15 protein-coding genes and 1 pseudogene are annotated in these 18,480 nt (G+C 70.1%); 9 read left to right on the forward strand and 7 right to left on the reverse strand.

The window, feature by feature from the left end; translation table 11 throughout:
* The first annotated feature begins 3 nt into the window (after window positions 1–3).
* Genes KVT44_RS11735 through KVT44_RS11755 form a run of 5 tightly spaced genes read left to right on the forward strand, consistent with a single transcriptional unit; the run spans window position 4 to window position 5,362 of the window.
* A complete protein-coding gene (locus KVT44_RS11735) occupies window positions 4–1,293 on the forward strand; it encodes a hypothetical protein (RefSeq protein ID WP_217567030.1) in 1,290 nt (429 codons plus the stop codon).
* Window positions 1,290–2,237 (forward strand): glycosyltransferase family 2 protein, encoded by a 948-nt coding sequence (locus KVT44_RS11740; protein ID WP_099924589.1) that lies wholly within the window; start codon window positions 1,290–1,292, stop codon window positions 2,235–2,237. Before KVT44_RS11735 ends, KVT44_RS11740 begins: the two co-directional genes overlap by 4 nt.
* Window positions 2,234–3,472 (forward strand): polysaccharide pyruvyl transferase family protein, encoded by a 1,239-nt coding sequence (locus KVT44_RS11745; RefSeq protein WP_217566978.1) that lies wholly within the window; start codon window positions 2,234–2,236, stop codon window positions 3,470–3,472. Before KVT44_RS11740 ends, KVT44_RS11745 begins: the two co-directional genes overlap by 4 nt.
* On the forward strand, window positions 3,469–4,020 hold the full coding sequence (locus KVT44_RS11750; protein ID WP_099924591.1) for a dTDP-4-dehydrorhamnose 3,5-epimerase family protein: 552 nt from the start codon (window positions 3,469–3,471) through the stop codon (window positions 4,018–4,020). Before KVT44_RS11745 ends, KVT44_RS11750 begins: the two co-directional genes overlap by 4 nt.
* A gap of 7 nt (window positions 4,021–4,027) precedes the next feature.
* Window positions 4,028–5,362 (forward strand): glutamate-1-semialdehyde 2,1-aminomutase, encoded by a 1,335-nt coding sequence (locus tag KVT44_RS11755; RefSeq protein WP_217566979.1) that lies wholly within the window; start codon window positions 4,028–4,030, stop codon window positions 5,360–5,362.
* Window positions 5,363–5,369: 7 nt separating this feature from the next.
* On the opposite strand, the gene KVT44_RS11760 is transcribed toward KVT44_RS11755, so the two are convergent.
* The gene (locus KVT44_RS11760; protein ID WP_217566980.1) at window positions 5,370–6,056 is read right to left on the reverse strand and encodes a phosphatase PAP2 family protein; all 687 of its coding nucleotides are present in this window, start codon (window positions 6,054–6,056) and stop codon (window positions 5,370–5,372) included.
* Window positions 6,057–6,145: 89 nt separating this feature from the next.
* On the reverse strand, window positions 6,146–6,694 hold the full coding sequence (locus KVT44_RS11765; RefSeq protein WP_217566981.1) for a hypothetical protein: 549 nt from the start codon (window positions 6,692–6,694) through the stop codon (window positions 6,146–6,148).
* A 412-nt stretch (window positions 6,695–7,106) separates the two neighbouring features.
* Between KVT44_RS11765 and KVT44_RS11770 the strand changes: the two genes are divergently transcribed.
* A complete protein-coding gene (locus tag KVT44_RS11770) occupies window positions 7,107–8,468 on the forward strand; it encodes a beta-1,3-glucanase family protein (RefSeq protein WP_217566982.1) in 1,362 nt (453 codons plus the stop codon).
* Window positions 8,469–8,541: 73 nt separating this feature from the next.
* Here the strand turns inward: KVT44_RS11770 and KVT44_RS11775 are convergent, their stop codons facing one another.
* The 3 genes from KVT44_RS11775 to KVT44_RS57975 form a co-directional block, all read right to left on the reverse strand.
* Complete coding sequence (locus KVT44_RS11775) at window positions 8,542–12,813, reverse strand: discoidin domain-containing protein (protein WP_217566983.1); 4,272 nt, start codon at window positions 12,811–12,813, stop codon at window positions 8,542–8,544.
* A gap of 912 nt (window positions 12,814–13,725) precedes the next feature.
* A complete protein-coding gene (locus KVT44_RS11780) occupies window positions 13,726–14,235 on the reverse strand; it encodes a response regulator transcription factor (protein WP_308313966.1) in 510 nt (169 codons plus the stop codon).
* Window positions 14,232–14,603 (reverse strand): hypothetical protein, encoded by a 372-nt coding sequence (locus KVT44_RS57975; protein ID WP_254649283.1) that lies wholly within the window; start codon window positions 14,601–14,603, stop codon window positions 14,232–14,234. The genes KVT44_RS11780 and KVT44_RS57975 overlap by 4 nt, the downstream gene beginning before the upstream one ends.
* Before the next feature lie 31 nt (window positions 14,604–14,634).
* Here KVT44_RS57975 and KVT44_RS11785 point away from each other — a divergent pair, with 31 nt between their 5' ends.
* Entirely contained in the window at window positions 14,635–15,033 is a 399-nt protein-coding gene (locus KVT44_RS11785) for a hypothetical protein (protein ID WP_308313967.1), read from the forward strand.
* A 147-nt stretch (window positions 15,034–15,180) separates the two neighbouring features.
* On the opposite strand, the gene KVT44_RS11790 is transcribed toward KVT44_RS11785, so the two are convergent.
* Entirely contained in the window at window positions 15,181–15,396 is a 216-nt protein-coding gene (locus KVT44_RS11790; RefSeq protein WP_099924602.1) for a 4-oxalocrotonate tautomerase family protein, read from the reverse strand.
* Between the two features lie 168 nt (window positions 15,397–15,564).
* Here KVT44_RS11790 and KVT44_RS11795 point away from each other — a divergent pair, with 168 nt between their 5' ends.
* The gene (locus KVT44_RS11795; protein WP_217566985.1) at window positions 15,565–16,452 is read left to right on the forward strand and encodes a helix-turn-helix transcriptional regulator; all 888 of its coding nucleotides are present in this window, start codon (window positions 15,565–15,567) and stop codon (window positions 16,450–16,452) included.
* A gap of 169 nt (window positions 16,453–16,621) precedes the next feature.
* Window positions 16,622–17,124, forward strand: a pseudogene (locus KVT44_RS57980) (SAM-dependent methyltransferase).
* A gap of 397 nt (window positions 17,125–17,521) precedes the next feature.
* Here the strand turns inward: KVT44_RS57980 and KVT44_RS11800 are convergent.
* Complete coding sequence (locus tag KVT44_RS11800) at window positions 17,522–17,956, reverse strand: VOC family protein (protein ID WP_190172018.1); 435 nt, start codon at window positions 17,954–17,956, stop codon at window positions 17,522–17,524.
* Window positions 17,957–18,480 lie beyond the last annotated feature (524 nt).

Genomic DNA, 18,480 nt, shown 5'->3' on the forward strand with positions numbered 1-18,480 from the left:
CCGATGACCACCGACGGGGAGAAGGCGACGGCGCCGGCCCGATCCGCCAAGCGGGCCCTCGTCGGCCGACTGTCCTGGGGACTGGCCGACCAGGCGGCCTCCAGCATCAGCAACTTCGCGGTGGGCATCTACGTGGCCCGCTCGCTGGGGGTCACCGCGTTCGGCGTGTTCAGCCTCGCCTGGGTGACCTACGGCGTGGTGCTCAACGTCTCCCGCGGCCTGGCCACCGACCCGCTCGTGGTGCGCTTCAGTGGGGTGCCGGAGGCGTCCTGGCGCGGGGCGGTGGCCCGCTCGACGGGCACCGCGCTCGGCGTCGGCACGGCCCTCGGAGTGCTGTGCCTCGCGGCCGGGCTCGGTCTCGGCGGCCGGGTCGGGCCGGCCTTCGCCGCCCTCGGTCTCATGATGCCGGGGCTGCTGCTCCAGGACGCCTGGCGGTTCTCGTTCTTCGCCGCCGGCGACGGGCGGAAGGCGTTCGTCAACGACGTCGTGTGGGGCGTCGCGCTCGTCCCGGCCATGGTGGTGGCGGCCCATGTGGGCAGCGTGGCCGCCTTCGTGCTCGCCTGGGGCGCGTCGGCCACGGTGGCGGCGGGATACGGCTGCGTCCAGTCCGGCATCCGGCCCCGGACGGCACGGGCCCGCGGGTGGCTGCGCGAACAGCGTGATCTCGGCTACCGGTATCTGGTCGAGAACGTCAGCCTCAGCGGCGCGAGCCAGCTACGGGCGTACGGGCTCGGCGTGATCGTCGGAGTGAGCGCGGTGGGCGCGGTGCGGGGCGCCGAGCTCCTGCTCGGCCCGTTCCTGGCGGTGCTCATGGGGCTTTCGCTGGTCACTGTCCCGGAGGCGGCACGCGTGCTGCGGCAGGCCCCGCATCAACTGGGCAGGTTCTGCCTCCTCCTGGGCGGGGGACAGGCCGCCGGGGCGCTGCTCTGGGGCTCGGCGCTGCTGCTGATGCCCGGGCGGCTCGGCGAGCTGGCGCTCGGCGACGTCTGGCACTCCTCATCGCACCTCATCGTGCAGATCACCCTCAGCGTCGCGGGAGCGGGCCTCGGCACCGGCGCCGCGGCCGGGCTGCGCGCGCTCGGCGCCGCCCGGCGCAGCCTGCGCTGCCAACTGTTCGCCTCCGCCTGCTACGTCGGCGGCGGGCTCGGCGGCGCGGCCCTCGGCGGCACGGCCGGCTCGGCCTGGGGCGTCGCCGCCGCGACCATCAGTGGCTCGGCCGTGTGGTGGCTGCAACTGCGCTCCGCCCTGCGCGAGCGCCACCGCGATCCCATCCCCGAAGTGAGGACCTCATGACCGACCGACCGAGGCTGAGCATCGGCCTGCCCGTGTACAACGGCGAGGAGTACCTGGCCGAGTCGTTCGACGCCCTGCTCGGCCAGACCTACGAGGACTTCGAACTGGTCGTCTCCGACAACGCCTCGACCGACGGGACCGAGGACATCTGCCGCAAGTACGCCGCGCAGGACTCCCGCATCCGGTACCTCCGGCTGCCCCGGAACATCGGCGCCACGCCGAACCACAACCATGTCTTCGCCGAGTCCCGAGGCGAACTGTTCAAGTGGGCCTCGCACGACGACCTCTACGGCCGCGACCTGTTGCGGCGCTGCGTCGAAGCGCTGGACGAGCGGCCGGACGTGATCCTCGCCCACACCGACCAGGCGGTCATCGACGGCGACGGCCAGGTGACGGTGCCCTACGAGTACACGCTCGCCACCGACTCCCCGCACGCGCCGGAGCGCTTCCGCAGTCTGCTGTTCGAGCCGGGCGGCGACGACTTCTACGGGGTGATGCGGGCCGACATGCTGCGCCGGGTGAAACCGATGGACAGCTACCACCACGCGGACCGCACGTTCGTCGCCGAGATCACCCTGCACGGACGCTTCCACCAGGTGCCGGAACTGCTGTACTTCCGCCGCGACCACCCCACCCGCGCCGAGCGGGCGAACCCCTCCAAGCGCGCCCGGTGCGTCAACCTGGACCCGCGCCGGGCAGGCCCGCTGCACCCGACGCCCCGGCTGCTCGCCGAGTACGTCTGGGGCTTCGCCTCGGCGATCCGGCGGGCGCCCCTGTCCCCGGCCGACCGGCGCGCGTGCTACCGCCACCTGGCCGCGTGGATGACCAGCCGGGTCAGGCCGGGCGCCGGCGAGCGGGTCGAGGACCGCGCCCCGGTCGACCCGGCCCAGCTCACGGTCTCCGTCGACGCCCTCGTCGCCGGCCGCGAGGGGAGGCACGCATGACGTCCGCGGACGGAACGCCGGTGCGCGTCGGGGTGTTCGGCCTGCTCGGCTCCGGCAACCTCGGCAACGACGGATCGCTCGAAGCCGTCCTCGGCTACCTCCGCGCCGACCACCCGGAGGCGGTCGTGGACGCGCTGTGCGGCGGGCCCGAGGCCGTGACGGCCCGGTTCGGGATCCCCGCCACACGGATGCACTGGAACCGCGCCGAGTACCGGACCGCCTCACGCGCGGGCGCGATCGCGGCGAAGGGGCTCGGCAAACTCGTCGACGTCTTCCGCACCGCCGCCTGGGTACGCCGACACGACGTGGTGATCGTGCCGGGCATGGGCGTCCTGGAAGCCACCCTCCCGCTACGGCCGTGGGGCTTCCCGTACTCGCTGTTCCTGCTCTGCGCGAGCGGCCGGCTGCTCGGCACCCGGGTCGCGCTGGTCAGCGTCGGCGCCGCCGAGATCCGCAACCGGCCGACCCGGGCCCTGGTCCGCTGGTCGGGGCGCCTGGCCGCCTACCGGTCCTACCGGGACGCCCAGTCCCGGGACGCGATGCGGGCGATGGGCGTGGACACCGCGCGCGACGAGGTCTACCCGGACCTCGCGTTCGCCCTGCCGACACCGCCGGCCAGTGTGCCCTCGGGCCCGCCGGGCCCGGTCTGCGTCGGCGTCATGGACTTCCACGGCGGCAACGACGACCGCGCCCGCGCCGAGGAGATATACCGGCGCTATCTCGACGGGACGATCCGGTTCGTCCGCACGCTCGTCGAGGAGGGCAGGCCGGTCCGGTTGCTCACCGGCGACCAGTGCGATGCCTCGGTGGTCGCCGCGATCCTCGACGCGGTCGACTCACCGCTGGTCACCGCGGCCGAGCCGGCCTCCCTGGCCGACCTGATGAAGGAGATGGTGGCCGCCGACACCGTAGTGGCGGTCCGCTACCACAACCTCATCTGCGCGCTGAAGACCGGCACGCCGGTGCTCGCCCTCAGCTATGCGGCGAAGAGCGACGCGCTCATGGACCGGATGGGCCTCGGCGCGTACTGTCACCCGGCGCGCGAGGTCGACGCCGACCGGCTGCTCGAACAGTTCCGGGCGCTGGAGAAGCGTTCGGCCGAGCTGCGGCAGACCCTCACCGAGCGGAACCTGGCCGCCGCGCGGCAACTGGAGGACCAGTTCACCTCCTTGACCGCGGCCGTGTTCCCCGCGACCGCCCACACCCACGCTCACGCTCGGCAGGAGTCTCCATGAAGGCGACCGAAGTCCCGGAGATCACCGGCGCGTACCTCTTCGAGCCGACGCCGTACGCCGACGAACGCGGCTTCTTCTGCCGCACCTTCGACGCCGACGTGGTCCGCTCGGTGGGCCTCGACCCGGACGCCTTCGTCCAGGACAGCCTGTCCCGTTCGGCCGGGGGCGTGCTGCGCGGCCTGCACCTGCGCTCCGGCGCAGGCGAGGCCAAGCTGGTGAGGTGCTCGTACGGGAGGATCTTCGACGTCGTCGTGGACCTGCGGCCGGACTCGCCGACGTACCGGAACCGGGCCTTCTTCGAGCTGTCCGGCGAGACGCAGGTGACCTTGTACATCCCGGCGGGGTGCGCGCACGGCTTCCAGGCGCTGACCGAGACCGCCGACACCTCGTACCGGATCGACCGCCCGCACGATCCGGCCGAGGACGTGACGATCGCCTTCGACGACCCCGAGCTCGCCATACCCTGGCCGCTGCCGGTCGTATCGATGTCCCAGCGGGACCGGGAGGCGCCGAGCCTCGCCGAGGTCCTTAAGCACCAAGAAGGTTGAGGTCGGCGTGCATACCGAAGACACCGAAGAGTTCCTCCTGCCCCGCTCGCGGCTGGCCAACGAGCGGCTGCACGCCCTGATCCCCGGTGGCGCGCACACCTACGCCAAGGGCGACGACCAGTACCCCGAGAACCTGGCCCCGGTCATCAGCCACGGCCACGGTGCCCACGTGTGGGACATCGACGGCAACCGCTACATCGAGTACGGCTCCGGCCTGCGGTCGGTCAGCCTCGGCCACGCCCACCCACGCGTGATCGAGGCGGTGCGGCGGGAACTCGACCGCGGCAGCAATTTCGTCCGGCCGTCCATCGTGGAGGTCGAGGCCGCGGAACGCTTCCTGGCCACGGTGCCGACCGCCGAGATGGTGAAGTTCGCGAAGAACGGCTCCGACGCCACCACCGCCGCGGTGCGCCTCGCTCGCGCCGCCACCGGGCGCCCGCGGGTGGCCCTCTGCGCCGACCATCCGTTCTTCTCCGTCGACGACTGGTTCATCGGCACCACGCCGATGGCCGCCGGTGTTCCGGCGGCGACCAACGAGCTGACCGTGGCGTTCCCTTACGGGGACCTGGCCGCCACGGAGGAGCTGCTCACCCGGTACGAGGACGAGGTCGCCTGCCTGATCGTCGAACCCGCCACCCACACCGAGCCGCCGCCCGGGTACCTCGCCGGCCTGCGCGAGCTGGCCGACCGGTACGGCTGCGTACTGATCTTCGATGAGATGATCACCGGCTTCCGCTGGTCCGAGGCGGGCGCCCAGGGCCTGTACGGCGTCGTCCCCGACCTCTCCACGTTCGGCAAGGCGCTGGGCAACGGATTCGCCGTCTCCGCGCTGGCCGGGCGCCGCGATCTGATGGAGCGGGGCGGGCTGCGTCACTCCGGCGACCGGGTGTTCCTGCTGTCCACCACGCACGGTGCGGAAACGCACTCCCTGGCAGCAGCGATGGCCGTGCTCACCACCTACGTCGAAGAGGGCGTCACCGCGCGGCTGCACACCCTCGGCGAGCGGTTGGCCGCCGGTGTCCGCGACGCCGCGGCCGGCATGGGCGTCGGCGACCACATCGTCGTCCGGGGCCGGGCCAGCAACCTGGTCTTCGCCACCCTCGACGAGAACCGGCAGCCGTCGCAGCAGTACCGCACCCTGTTCCTGCGCCGGCTCCTCGCGGGCGGGGTGCTGGCACCGTCGTTCGTGGTGAGCAGCGCGCTCGACGACGCCGACATCGATCACACCGTCGACGTGGTGGCCCAGGCATGTGCGGTGTACCGGAAGGCACTGGACGCCGCTGACCCCACCCCCTGGCTGGGCGGACGACCCGTGAAGCCCGTATTCCGCCGCTTGGCGTGACGCGACGTCAGCGACGCTCCCGCAGACCGGCGTCGGCCATCCGATCGACCAGCCGGTCAGCCATCCGGTCGACCAGCCACGCGGTCGCCGGTATCACCGCCAGCGCGGTGCACCAGCCGCCGAGGACGTCGGTCGGATAGTGCGCGCCCAGGCCGACCTGCGCCCATCCCATGGCGGCGCCGGCAACCAGCGCCGCGGCGAGCACGAGTGACGTGCCGGCCGTCCTGCCGAGACCGAGCCGGCCGGTCGCGAGCAGCGCCACGATGAGGGCGAGTGCGGTGAAGAAGGCGGTGTGCCCGCTCGGATAGGACAGGTTGCCGGCGCCGTGGATGGTGCGTCCCACCAGGTGCTTGAGCAGCGTGGTCGTCCCCACGGTCATGCCGACGCCGACAACGACGAGCACCGCCGCGCGGGGACGCCGAAGCAGCAGGCAGCCCGCCACGCCGGCCACGATCAGCATCGCCGATCCCGCGGGTTCCCCCAAGAAGTCCAGGGCCAGGGCGACGTGCCGCCACGGCGGCCGCAAACTGTCCGCCGTCGGCTGGATGATCCACCTGTCCACCACGCCGGGCTCGCTGTGGCCGGCGTAGAGGACCCCGAGCGCGACGACCACCAGCGCGGCGAGGGCCGCGATCAGCCCGAGCCACGGGCGCAGTGACGGGGGCAGCACCGTGGGCGCCGGTCGGCCGGTCACACGTTCACCGCGTCCGGTCGACCTGCGGTAGTGACTTTGTTCCGCTGCCGCGCGCCGTGATCCAACGCGAGCCCCCCGTCGTGTCCGATTCACTCTCCAGCGACCATGACCGCCCCGCGGACACCCGCTCCTGGCATGTACGCCTCCGCGGGAGCCGTCAGCACCCTAACCGCAATCCGGTCGCGGCAAACGGCCGTCTCAAGTCGGTTGTCTGGAGGGGAACGTTGCCCCGGCTCTGGAAGAACCCGAGCTTCTGCCAGGTCCGCGGGCAAGTGCGGGGCGGCGAGGGCCGGTAGCGCGAGCGCCACCGGCCGGCGCAGGGCCCGCTGCCAGGCTGGGACCGCCCACGACACGGCGGGGTTCCCGGCCGCCCCGCGCGGCGCGGAGGCGACGTCCTCCATGGGTCGCTTCACGGCCGCCGCACGCAGCAGGATGTCGGCCTCGGCCTGCCCCTGCGGGGACTTGCACAGCAGGTCGATCAGCTGACCCACCTCGTCGACGGGGCGGGCGACGGCGGTCGTGCGCAGGGCCTCCCGTACCAGCTCCGGGTGCCGACCGCTCTCCTTGAGCGGTGCCGGCAGCGTGGTGACCTGGTCGAGCGGGCGGCAGGTGGCCACCGTGTCCAGCAAGGTGTGCAAGGGGTCCCGCACTCAGCTCGCTCGAGGCAGGGGCCTCGGGTGGCGCGCAGCCGTCTGCCGGTATGGCCGCGGGCATGGTGGTCTCGTTCATCCAAAGCTCCTCGCCGACGCAAGGGGTCTACTCGTTCACGGCCACGACGATCACGAAGGTCCATACCGGAGACGTCAAGTGATGGAGGAACAGGCCGGGTCGAGGTGAGGCCCGTGATCGGATTCTGAACGGATCGCCGGGGCGGCGCGCGGCGTTGCCCAAGCCGTCCGCCTCTTGCTGCCCCCGTATCGACGAACTGCCGTGGATTCGACTTCAGTTGTTGACGCCAGGCACAGGTGGGGCTACAACCCGGTGAGAGCGCTCTCGCACCCGCTGTTGCTCCTGCCCCCGCACGCCGAACCGGCTTGAGGAGACCCCCCCATGCAGACTTCCGCCGGCGTATCCGGCACACTCGGCAGACCTTCGGCCGGTGCCGTAGGCTCCCGCACGGCTCTCGGTCTGGTCGTCATCCTGATAGTCGCCTGCTTCGCCGCCCTGACTCCCTCGCCCGCCCGCGCTGCCGACCAGTTGCTGTCCCAAGGACGGCCCGCCACCGCGTCCTCGACCGAGAGCGGGTCCTTCCCCGCGAGCGCGGCCGTCGACGGCGACACCGGCACCCGATGGTCCTCGGCCTTCGCCGATCCGCAGTGGCTGCGGGTGGACCTCGGTTCCACGCAGCAGCTCACCCGCGTCTCGCTGAACTGGGAGGCCGCCTACGCCACCGGATACCAGATCCAGACCTCGACCGACGCGAACAGTTGGACCACCGTCTACTCCACCACGACCTCCACCGGCGGCACCCAGAACATCAACATCACAGGCAGCGGGCGCTACGTCCGGGTGTACGGCACCGCACGGGCCACCCCGTACGGCTACTCGCTGTGGGAGTTCCAGGTCTACGGCCCCGGGAGCACCACACCGCCGGACGACTTCTGGGGCAGCACCAGTGACATACCCCCGGCGAGCAACGCCGTCGAGGTGAAGATCCTCAACCGCACCAACGGCAAGTACCCCGACAGCCAGGTGTACTGGAGCTTCAACGGGCAGGCGCACTCCATCGCCGAGCAGCCCTACCTGGACATGCCTGCCAACTCCGCGGGCCGTATGTACTTCTACCTGGGCTCGCCCAACGGCCCCTACTACGACTTCATCGAGTTCACGGTCGGCAACAACGTCTTCAACGGCAACACCACACGGGTCGACGCCTTCGGCCTCAAACTCGCCATGCGCCTGCACACCAAGGACGGTTACGACGTCGAGGTCGGCGAGAACCGGCAGACCTTCGCCGAGGACCGGGCCACCACCTTCCAGCGCTTCACCGACGCGGTTCCGTCCCAGTTCAAGGTCCTGGCCCAGACCCAGGCTCCGTACCGGATCATCGCACCCGGCAGCGATCCGAGCTTCCGCGCGGGTGGCGCCAACGCCGGCTACTTCACGTCCTACGCCCAGTCGGTCGGCGTGAACGCGGCCACCTCCGACATCTTCGGCTGCGCCGCCTCGCTGGCCGCCAACCCCGACATGTGCGCCGCCCTCAACCGCCACGTGGCCACCCTGCCGGCGTCGCAGCAGTCCGACCCGGCGCAGTTCTACAAGGCGGCCCCCGCGAACTACTACGCCAAGTTCTGGCACGACAACGCCATCAACCAGCTCGCCTACGGCTTCCCCTACGACGATGTGGCGGGCCAGTCCTCCTTCATCTCCCACGCCAACCCGCAGTGGCTCCTGGTCGCCGTCGGCTGGTAGGTACAGGCACATGCCGGAACGGGGCCGCCCTTGTCAGGAAGGGCGGCCCCGCTTCAAGCCGTGCTGCCGGGAGTTACTGGACGTTGATCGTGAAGGTGGACGTGGTGTTGCGGATGTCCTGGGCGTTGCCGCTCATCCGAAGGTTGACGAAGGTGGCCGAACCGACGGCCGGTCCCTGACCGGGCTCGGGCAGCTCGTTGGCCCAGATGCCGAAACCGGACTTCGCGTCGAACGCGTCTCCGCTCTTCTTGGAGTTGGTGATGGAGATGTCGGTGAAGATCGTGTCCTTCACCGGGAACTGTGGCTGGCCGCCGACGTAGTTGGTCTGGAACATCACTCCTCCGTAGGTGGAGTCGTCGATGTCGACGTCGTTGACCCGGATGCCCTGGAAGACCTTGGAGGCCGAGAACGCCCAGATGGCCGGGAAGACCTGCGAGCCCCAGAAGTGGCCGCCGGTTCTGTCCAGGGAGACGTTCTCGATCGTCGTCGGATCGGTCCCGAAGCCGTTCATCGGGTAGCCGAAGTCCAGCGAGGAGATGGTGATGCCGGAGTAGACCAGGGTGTCGGCGACCCGGATGTTGCGGAAGGTGTTGTTGTAGCCGCCGTAGACGGCGATACCGGCCGCGCGCCAGGTGAGCGTCGACGTCAGGTTCTCGTAGAGGTTGTTCTTCTCGTCGGCGCCGCCCGCGTCGATCGCCGAGAAGAGCGCGAAGCTGTCGTCGCCTGTGGCCCGGGCGTCGTTGTTGACCACGTGGTTGTCCGTGGAGCCGTTCGTCATGTTGATGCCGTCGGCGAACGTGTCACGGATGCGGGAGTTCTTGATGGTCATGTTGTCGGTGTTGGCGCCCCAGTAGAGGCACACCATGTGCTCGACCCAGATGTCGTCGATGGTGATGCCCGAGACGTTGGAGAAGTCGAACACCTTGCCCGGACCGTCGATCCGGGACGTGTAGTTGCCGAAGTAGGAGAAGCCGGTGAACGACGAGCCGTTGGCGGTGGCCTCGGCCCGGAAGCCCACGTCGGTGTTCTCCTGCGAGGCGGGTGCGTGGAAGCGGGTGAACCACGGCCCGGCTCCGACGACCTTGACCGCCTTGCCGTAGACCTGGAACTTGCTGGAGGTCTCGTAGTCTCCGGCGGGCAGGTAGACGCCGACGAGCTTGCCCGTGGTGTCCATGCGGACCTTGTCGAGCGCGTTCTGCACGTCCTGGTGGGAGAAGCCGGCCGGGACCGTGTAGGCGGCCGGGTCCGGGTTCGGGATCGCCGTCGCCTGTTCGGTGTTGATGAAGTCGATGGCGTAGGTGGAGGTGTTGGCCGCGTCCTTCTGGAGCCGGATCTTGGAGCCGGCCGGAACGGTCCTGCCGAGCTGCAGGTTCGCCTCGTCGTAGATGTGGCGCGGGGCACCGGAGCCGGGCGAGTTGCCCGGAGAGGTCTCGTTGCCGTAGAGCCAGGCGTACTTCGACGTGAGGTCGATCGGCTTGAGGAACTGGCCGTCCACGTAGACATTGAGCGTCGTGTCGGTGCCGTCCGGGATCTCGAAGCGGGTGACCAGGGTGTTGGTGGCCGCCCGGGTGGTCCACTCGACGTACTGGCCGGTCCCGGTGAGGGTCACGGCCTTGCGGCCGCTCGCCTCGCCCGCGATGTCGCCGATCGTGCGGTTCGGGCCGACGACCTTGGCGCCGCCGCCGACGGTGCCGTCCTCGGCCTCGTACATGTCGTACGGCATGTCCGCGCCGCGGCCGACGAACAGGGGTTGTGTGGTGGTGTTGTTGGTCCGCTTGACCGGCAGTTCGTTGGCGTCGTCGGCGATGACCGTCTTGACGGTGTACTTGCCGTTGGCGGCGGTCCATGAGCCGAGGCCGACCGGTGCGGTCGTCTGGCCGGACGCGATGGCGCCACTGTAGGAGCCGGTGAGCGTCTTGACGGTGGCGCCGTTGGAGTCCTGGACCGTCAGTGTGACGTTGTGGGCGCCGGAGGCCGAGGCCACCGTCCCCTGGTTCTTGATCGCGACGGTGAACGAGACGTTGTCGCCCGCCGAGGCGCTGGAGGGCGTCCAGGCGACCGGAGCGGCGACCAGGTCCGAGCTGGAGACGGGCTTGACGACGAGGGCGTCGGAGCGGGTGAAGACGTTGTTCGCCTCGTTCTGCTCGATGACCTTGTTCGACGGGTCCACCTCGGCGCCGAGCGGGTAACTGCCCGCGTCCCGGGTGCCGATGCTCGTCGTGACCGTCGTCGAATCGCCGGCCGCGAGGGCCGGGACGTCCGCGGTGGCTGCCTTGGTGCCGCCCAGCGTGAAGTTCAGGTCGGTGGCCTTGGACGGCTTGCTGCCGCTGTTGGTGACGGTCGCCGTCAGGCTGATGGCGTCCGACTCGACCGGGGCCGCGGGTGTGTTGGTGATGCCGGTGACCTTGAGGTCCGGGTTGGCGGCCGGGGTGCCGATCACCTGGAGCTCGGCGACCTGCGCGCCCGGAGCACCGGAGTTGGAGGCGAACTTGAGCTGGATGTCGGCGGCGGAGCCGGAGACCGGGATGGTCACCGTGTTGCCGCTCGCCGGGTTGAACGTATAGTCCTTCGCGGCCACGAGGCTCGTGAACGCCGTCGCGTCCTGGTCGCGGCCGAGCACCTGGATGTTCTGCGTGCGCGTGGACCAGGCGGCATCGGGGTTGAGCTTGACGACGACCTGGCTGAGGTCGGCGTTGGCACCCAGCTTGGTGGTGAGGGTGGCCGGGTAGGCGCCGCCCGCGCTCTCCCAATAGGTGCTGCTCTGACCGTCGTTGGCGTTCGTGGCGACGTAGGTGAAGGTGTACGAGGAGGCCTCGATGGGCTTGCCCTGGGCGAGATCGGAACCGGCGCCGGAACCGGTCCGGGTGACGCTGTTGCTCGCCACCGACACGTTCCCGGCGGCGTCCTTCGCCTTCACGTAGTAGGTGACCGTGGCCGCAGGCGACGGAGTGTCGGTGTACGTCGTGACGTCACCCGCCACGGTCTTGACGACCTGGTTGTTGGCGTAGACGTCGTAGCCGGTGACCTGGACGTTGTCGCTCGACGCCTGCCAGGTGAGCTTCACGTCGTTGCCGGACTGCGTGTAGGCGAGGTTTCCGGGCGCGGTGGGGGCCTGGGTGTCGCCGCTCGATCCCTTGCGGATGACGCTGTTGCTGTTGGCGGAGACGTTGCCCGCGGCGTCCTTGGCCCGCACGAAGTACGTGATGTCGCTGCCGGCCGGCTGGGTGTCGGTGTAGGTCAGGACGTTCCCGGCGACGCTCGCCCGCAACTGGCCGTTCGCGTAGATGTCGTAGCCGGTCACGGCCGTGTCGTCGGTGGCCGCGCTCCAGGTCAGTCTGATCTGCCCGGTGGCCGGCTCGGTGTAGCTCAGGTTGGACGGCGCCGTGGGCGCCTGGGTGTCGCCGGTCGCCGGTCCGTAGACCTCCAGCTCGGACGCCTGCCCGGCGGGCCAGCCGGTGTTGGCGGTGAACAGCACGCGCACGTACCGCGTGGTGGTCGTGTCGAAGGAGATGGACGTCGACTGGTCATTGGTGCTGTCGAAGGTGTATGCCTTCGAGGCCGTGAGGTCGGTGAAGTTCTGGTTGTCGGTCGAGCCCTGGACCTTGAAGGTCTGGCTGCGGCTCGGCCAGCCGCTGGGCAGCCGCAACGTCACCTGGTTGATCTTGACCGACGAGCCGAGGTCGACCTGGAGCCACTGCGGGAAGGCGTTGTTCGTGCTCTCCCAGTAGGTGTTGCGGTTGCCGTCACCAGCGTTGGCCGCGCCGTAGACGTCGGCGTGCCCGCTCTCGCTGAAGGGTTTGCCCTGGGCGAGGTTGGGGGTCGCGGCGGCGGTCGTGAGGACCTGCATCTCGGCGAGCTGAGCGGTGCCGGCGACCGAGTTGGCGCTGAAATCGGCCCGTACGTACCGGGCGAGAGTCGCGGGCAGGGAGACCTTCACCGTGTTGTCGTTGCCGGGGCTGAAGACGTACTGCGCCGACGACTTGAGCGTGGCGAAGCTCTTTCCGTCGGCGCTTGCCTGGAGCGCCAGTGTCTGTTTGCGGGTCTGCCAGTGCTCGGGCAGTCGCAGCACGACTTCGCGGACGCGCTTCGTCCGCCCGAGGTCGGTCTGCACCCACTGGGCCGACTTCTTTCCGGCCTGCCAGTAGGTGTCGGTGTCGCCGTCGGTGATGTTGGCGGCGGCGTGTGCCCCGCGGGTGCTGCCCGCCGTGGTCTTGGCGTCAGCAGCGGCGTTGGGGCCGCCGGCCGCGTGTGCGCCGATGGCGGGCAGGCCCAGAACCATGACGGCGGAGGCGAGTACGGCGGTCGCTGCGCGCCGCCTTGGGGATCTCTGCTTGTGTCGAGTCATGCGGGGTCGCTTCCTGCGGAGGCTCGCGCGCCGGTGGGGCGGCGAGGGCGGCTCATTCCTGGCGGAGTGGTGCAGAAAGGTGCAGGACGATCAGTGCGGAGCGGGGTGCAGTGCGTTCAGGCGGCAGGAGCCGACCTGACGGAGAAGATCTCCTCAAGGCACCGCGAGGCAGTATTTTGCGTTGTTTCATCGAAATATTGCAGAGCAGCATGAGCGGGTCTACAGCCGGAACGGCACAATATTCACCAGAAGCACCCATCACTCAGGAGTGATGGCGGCGCGGGCGCCACTTCCGAGCCACTGAAGCGGTCAAATGGCAGGCATCGGGGCCAGCTTTACGGGCTCGCATAGTCCGGTCCGCGACTCGGCGGCGGTTGCGGGCTTGCGCTCCGAGACCGCAAGTGAACGCAAGGAGCGCAAATTCTTGCGCGATCCATGCGTCATGGACGGTGGGTTACCGACGGGGCAAGGTCCTCGTCCCCAGCGTGCTCCAGGGCTCGCTTCCGCACGTTCCCCAGCTCTTCGTCACGCACTCTGCCGACCGGTTCCCGGTTCCTGGACCACGTCGGCCCGGCCGGTGTTGGACAGGCAGGCCGGCGCGACTTCGAGTCCGCCTTGACTCCGGCGGGGCGCACGCGCCGCATGGGCGCCACGAGGCTGTCTCCTCCACTGCCCCGCGGCATGGCACGAGTGGCTCCTCCTTGAAGCGGCGGTCCAGAGAGGCATACTGCGCCGCGGAGCCTCGCACGCGAGACACCCATCCCGTCGCGGCCGCGATCGGCATCCCGCTGCTGACCTTTGCCGATGTCCCCGGCTACCTCTCGGGCACCCACCAGCGCCTCCTGGAGCACCGCCCTCGTCCGGGTCCGGATCGGCACGTAGCCGGCTTCGGTGGCGGACGGTGGTAGCGGCTCAGCCTTCCAGGTAGGCGAGTACTGCCAGGATCCGGCGGTTGTCGTCCTCGGACGGTTCGAGTCCGAGTTTGGTGAAGATGTTGTAGCTGTGCTTGCTGACGGTCTTCTCGCTGACGAACATCCGGCCGGCGATGGCGGCGTTGGAGCGGCCCTGGGCCATCAGCGAGAGCACCTCGTGCTCACGCGGGGTCAGCTCCAGCAGGTGGGGGTCTGCCGAGCGGTGGGTGAGGAGGGCGCCGACCACGTCGGGATCCATGACCGTACTGCCGGCGGCGACCTGCCGGACGCCTGCGACGAACTGGCCGACGTCCAGCACCCGGTCCTTCAGCAGGTAGCCCACCGCCCCGGCGCGGTCCGACATCAGTTCCCTGGCGTACAGCTGCTCGACGTACTGCGAGAGCACCACGATGGGCAGGCCGGGGATCTGCCTGCGTACGTCGATCACGGCGCGCAGACCCTCGTCGGTGAAGGGTTCGGGGATGTGGTGGAGGCGGTGGCGGGCGGTCACGCTCGGCTTGGGCAGGCCGGCCGTCTCCCGCAGGCACAGGGCAGGCAGGCCTCCAGCAGACCGGCGTCGAGCGACAGCCCTGGCTCCAGGTTCTCTTCCGAGTCGCCCTGGATGCCGCGCATGAGGAAGGAGTTGCCGGTTGCCGCCTTCTGACGGTTGAGGTCTTGCTCCGCTTCGGCATGGTCCAGGAGGAGATGCTGAACGGTCGTGCCGAGCGTGGGATGGCCGACCAGTTCGGGCCAGCGTTCGGGGCAGGTGGCGAGGATGCGCCAAGGGGCGCCTTGCGATTTCTTCCCGGTCCCCGCGGCCTCGGTCCCAGCGCCAGTGCTTTGAGTGCGCGGTGGTGTCCGTGGAAGCGTCTGGGCCAACCGGCTCACCTCGCCCGCTCCGCTGGTGCGGATGGGCGACTGGGCTCGTACCTGGTCGGTGGAGGAAGTGCTCGGAGTCGAGCCGGGTCTGCTGTACGACGACCGCCTTGCCCGGGCGCTGGACGCGATCGCCCCGGAGACGGAGCCGGAGCCGGAGCCGGAGCCGGAGCCGGAGCGGATCGAGGGCACGGTCGGGGCGCGGGCGATCGCCGAGTTCGGCATCGACGTCGGTAGGTCGCACTGGGACGCAGGTCCAGGCCGGGCTCGCGGTGTCCGCCGACGGCGGCATCCCCGCGCACGCCCGGTCTTCGGCGGCGGTCCGGGCTCCCTCGCGCACCGGGCCGAGATGGCCGCCCACCCCGTCGAGCCGCCCGGTCGGCGCCGCCACCGCGCCTGGTGCGGCCGAAGGGCTTCCCGGACGGCTTCATGACCGTCGCCGCGTTCCCGCGCCACGGGCTGGCGGCGCGTGCCGTGACGCGGCACTGCGCCGTGGCTGCGGCCTCGTCGAGATCCACGCCGCCCTCCACGGGGCGACGAATCTCGACGGCCGCGCCGCGGGCGGCGACCGGCCAGGCCGTCACTCCTGCGGCGTCTGCTGGATCTTGGCAAGCGTCAGGACACCGCCGCCGATGCCCCATCCGGCGTCGGCGACCTCTTCGACCAGTACGAGGGTGGTGGCCCGGGCGCGGTCGCCGAAGATCTCGGCGTACAGGTCGGTGGTGCGCGTGATGATCTGCTCCTTCTGCTCTGCGGTGAGGGCGCCGGCGGGGACCTTGAAGTTGGCGAACGGCATGGTGCTCTCTCTCTTCGTGCGGGGGCGCCGAGGCTGCTCACAACGAGCAGGAGGTCGACCCCGATGGGGCAACCATCCGTCCGAGTCACCTGCTCTGGCCAGGGCTGAGCCCACCCTGGGGTCACCAGCCCCTGGCTCGGACCCCGCCGGAGAGGCGACGATGAGCGGGTGAACCTTCCCGAGCTTGCGGCGTTCCTCAGGTCCCGGCGTGATCGGATCCGGCCGGCCGACGTCGGCCTGCCCGCGGGGCCCCGGCGCCGGGTGCCCGGCCTGCGGCGCGAGGAGGTCGCGCAACTGGCGGGCCTGTCGGCCGACTACTACACCGAGCTGGAGCGCGGACGCGGCGCCCAGCCCTCGTCCCAGACACTGGCCGCCCTCGCCCGGGCGCTGCGGCTGGGGGGTGACCAGCGCGACCACCTGTTCCATCTCGCCGACCGGCCGCTGCCCGCATCGGCGCACGGCGCGAGCGCGCGGCACGTCCAGCCCGCCCTGCTCGGGCTGTTGGACCGGCTGGCCACCACCCCGGCCCAGGTCATCACCGACCTGCACGAGACCCTCGTCCAGAACGAGCCGGCCGCGGCACTGCTCGGCCGGGCTCCGGAGCCGCGCGGCCCCGCCACCGGCTTCGCGTACCGCTGGTTCACCGATCCGGCCGCCCGCGCGGTCTATCCGCCCGAGGACCATCCGCACCACTCACGGGTCTTCGTCGCTGACCTGCAGGCGGTCGCCGCCCGCCGGGGCCGCGACGCCGAGGTCGCCGGGATGACGGCCGCACTGCGGCGGCGCAGCGCGGAGTTCGCTGCCCTGTGGGACACCCACGACGTCGGCCTGCGCCGCACCGATCACAAGCGCATCGTGCACCCCGCGCTGGGCGTCATCGAGTTGGACTGCCACAGTCTCTTCAGTGAGGACGGCCGCCAGCGCCTCCTGTGGTTCACGGCGCCGCCCGGTACCGAGGGCGCCGCTCAGCTTGAGCTGCTCGGCGTCATCGGCACGCAGGACATGGCGTCGACCGAGGGCGCCTCCCGCACCGAAGGCGGCGTCCACGCGGACTGAGGTGGATGGCCAGGCCCGGACCGCCCGTGCGGCAGGCCTCCGCCTCTCGCGGCCATCGTCAACGACGCACAGCCGAGCACTAGGACCAGCGACAGCCCGGGGGAACAGGCGGGAGGGGAGATCGTGATTCTCTCGGCTCGCCTCAGCGCCAGGAACTACTGTCGCGAGCCTGGTCGAACGCGATGCACCCAGCGCCACTCACGAGGCCACGACGCTGCTGCCCCCACCTGTGCGCAGCTGTTCCGCGACACGCTGCGTGACAGTCCCCTGGGCCGCGCGAACTTGGGTGCCTTTGCCGAGGTCGTCAGTGCGAGTGGGGACGGTCAGGTCGCGGACCTGGGGTGTGGACCCGGCCATATCACCGCTTATCTCTCACGTTGGTCCATCATCCACACTCCGCCGCAGGAACTCCCCATCATCCTGACGGAGTTCCATCGTGTGCTGGCACCTGGCGGCCACCTTCTGGTCGGCTTTTCGGGAAGCGATGATCCGTCTCACCCGACGCAGGTCTTCGATCACACAGTCGCGTCGGCGTATCGGTGGTGACCTGATCACCTCGCCGCGCTGTTGCGCAAGTCCGGGTTGGCCGACATGGCCCGGATGGTTCGCGAGCCTCAGCCCACCGACCGGCGGCAGTTCCAAGGCGTTCAACTGCTCGCCCACAAAGCCTAGGCAAGGACTGTTTGGTCGAACGCATGACCGCATCGAGCCGTCGTGCCGCTTCCGGTGGGGCGAGCTTCTCCTCTGCCCCGGCGAGGCTGACCTGGAGTCCCTCGACCTCGCCGAGCCGTCCTTCCCGCTCGGCCTCGGCGATGCGGGCGATCAGGGTGTGGCGGATCTCCTCCAATCGGGTCCTCAGGACCGGATCCGGTCGCAGGAGTGCACGGAGGTGCGTGAGCGCGCATTGTCTGCGGCGTGAGCGGATGTTCGCGCCGATCGTCGCCAGATTCGTGCTCGTGGACACCGTGGGGTGGTTCTGGCTCAGGACCGTTGGCGCGCCGCGGGACGGCGACCCTCGTGACGGCGAACGGCACCAGTCGACTCGCGAAGGTGCCACGTTCGCGGCCACTCAGTCGAGACAGAACTCGTTGCCCTCGATGTCCTGCATCAGGAGGCACGACTCGTTGTGGCCATCGGCACGCAGTAGTCGCACGCGTACCGCGCCGAGCGCGACCAGTCGTGCGCACTCGGCCTCGAGTGCGGCGAGGCGCTCTTCACCCACGAGCCCGGTGCCGACCCGCACGTCAAGATGCAGCCGATTCTTGACGACCTTGCCTTCGGGAACGCGCTGGAAGAACAGTCGCGGGCCCACACCTGAGGGATCCACGCATGCGAACGCTGAACCCTGACGCTCAGGCGGCAGTGCGCGATCGAAATCGTCCCAAGTAGCAAACCCCTCCGGTGGCGGCGGTACGACGTACCCCAACACCTCGCACCAGAAACGAGCGACGCGCTCAGGTTTTGCGCAGTCGAAGGTCACTTGGATCTGCTTGATCGACGCCATCGGTCCATCGTAGGGGCGGGGGTCTTTCGTCGTCTCCACGGGCCAGCCCCTGGCCAGGTTGTGGCGCGTGGGCCGCGTGCGGCCGACTCTCCGCGATGAGTGGGACCTTGAGCCGTGGGTCGACGATCCTGACAGTGCCGATGCCCACTGCGTTCGGGAGTCCAGTGAGCCCGAGATCGACGACGAGGGCCGGTCGAGAGATCTGGCTTTACGCATACAGTCCACGCCGTCCGCCCGTCCGCCCGTCCGCCGGCCGATCGACCTCGCGAGAGACGCGGCGGTGAAAGACCCGAGCAGCACAGACGTCGACTTTCGCACCCTCTTCTGCCGATGAGGCGTGCCGAGGAGAACAGGCGTCTCGCGGGCAGTGCGCATGGCTTCGAGCTTTTGGGCTGCGGCGGCCATGGTGGTTGCGATCACGGCGACGTCGCCGAGCCGGCCTTGCTCCTCGGCCTCCTGGAGACGGTCGGTGAGGATGGCGTGGATCTCCTCCAGCCGGGGCAGTTGGGTCTGGTCGCTCCGGA

Source organism: Streptomyces sp. GbtcB7, assembly GCF_019091445.1.
Classification (GTDB): domain Bacteria; phylum Actinomycetota; class Actinomycetes; order Streptomycetales; family Streptomycetaceae; genus Streptomyces; species Streptomyces mirabilis.

Coding starts and splice junctions, on each gene's coding strand:
- KVT44_RS11735 (WP_217567030.1), top strand. CDS start 4: ATGACCACCGACGGGGAGAAGGCGACGGCGCCGGCCCGATCCGCCAAG.
- KVT44_RS11740 (WP_099924589.1), top strand. CDS start 1,290: ATGACCGACCGACCGAGGCTGAGCATCGGCCTGCCCGTGTACAACGGC.
- KVT44_RS11745 (WP_217566978.1), top strand. CDS start 2,234: ATGACGTCCGCGGACGGAACGCCGGTGCGCGTCGGGGTGTTCGGCCTG.
- KVT44_RS11750 (WP_099924591.1), top strand. CDS start 3,469: ATGAAGGCGACCGAAGTCCCGGAGATCACCGGCGCGTACCTCTTCGAG.
- KVT44_RS11770 (WP_217566982.1), top strand. CDS start 7,107: ATGCAGACTTCCGCCGGCGTATCCGGCACACTCGGCAGACCTTCGGCC.
- KVT44_RS11775 (WP_217566983.1), bottom strand. CDS start 12,813: ATGACTCGACACAAGCAGAGATCCCCAAGGCGGCGCGCAGCGACCGCC.
- KVT44_RS11785 (WP_308313967.1), top strand. CDS start 14,635: ATGGGCGACTGGGCTCGTACCTGGTCGGTGGAGGAAGTGCTCGGAGTC.
- KVT44_RS11790 (WP_099924602.1), bottom strand. CDS start 15,396: ATGCCGTTCGCCAACTTCAAGGTCCCCGCCGGCGCCCTCACCGCAGAG.
- KVT44_RS11800 (WP_190172018.1), bottom strand. CDS start 17,956: ATGGCGTCGATCAAGCAGATCCAAGTGACCTTCGACTGCGCAAAACCT.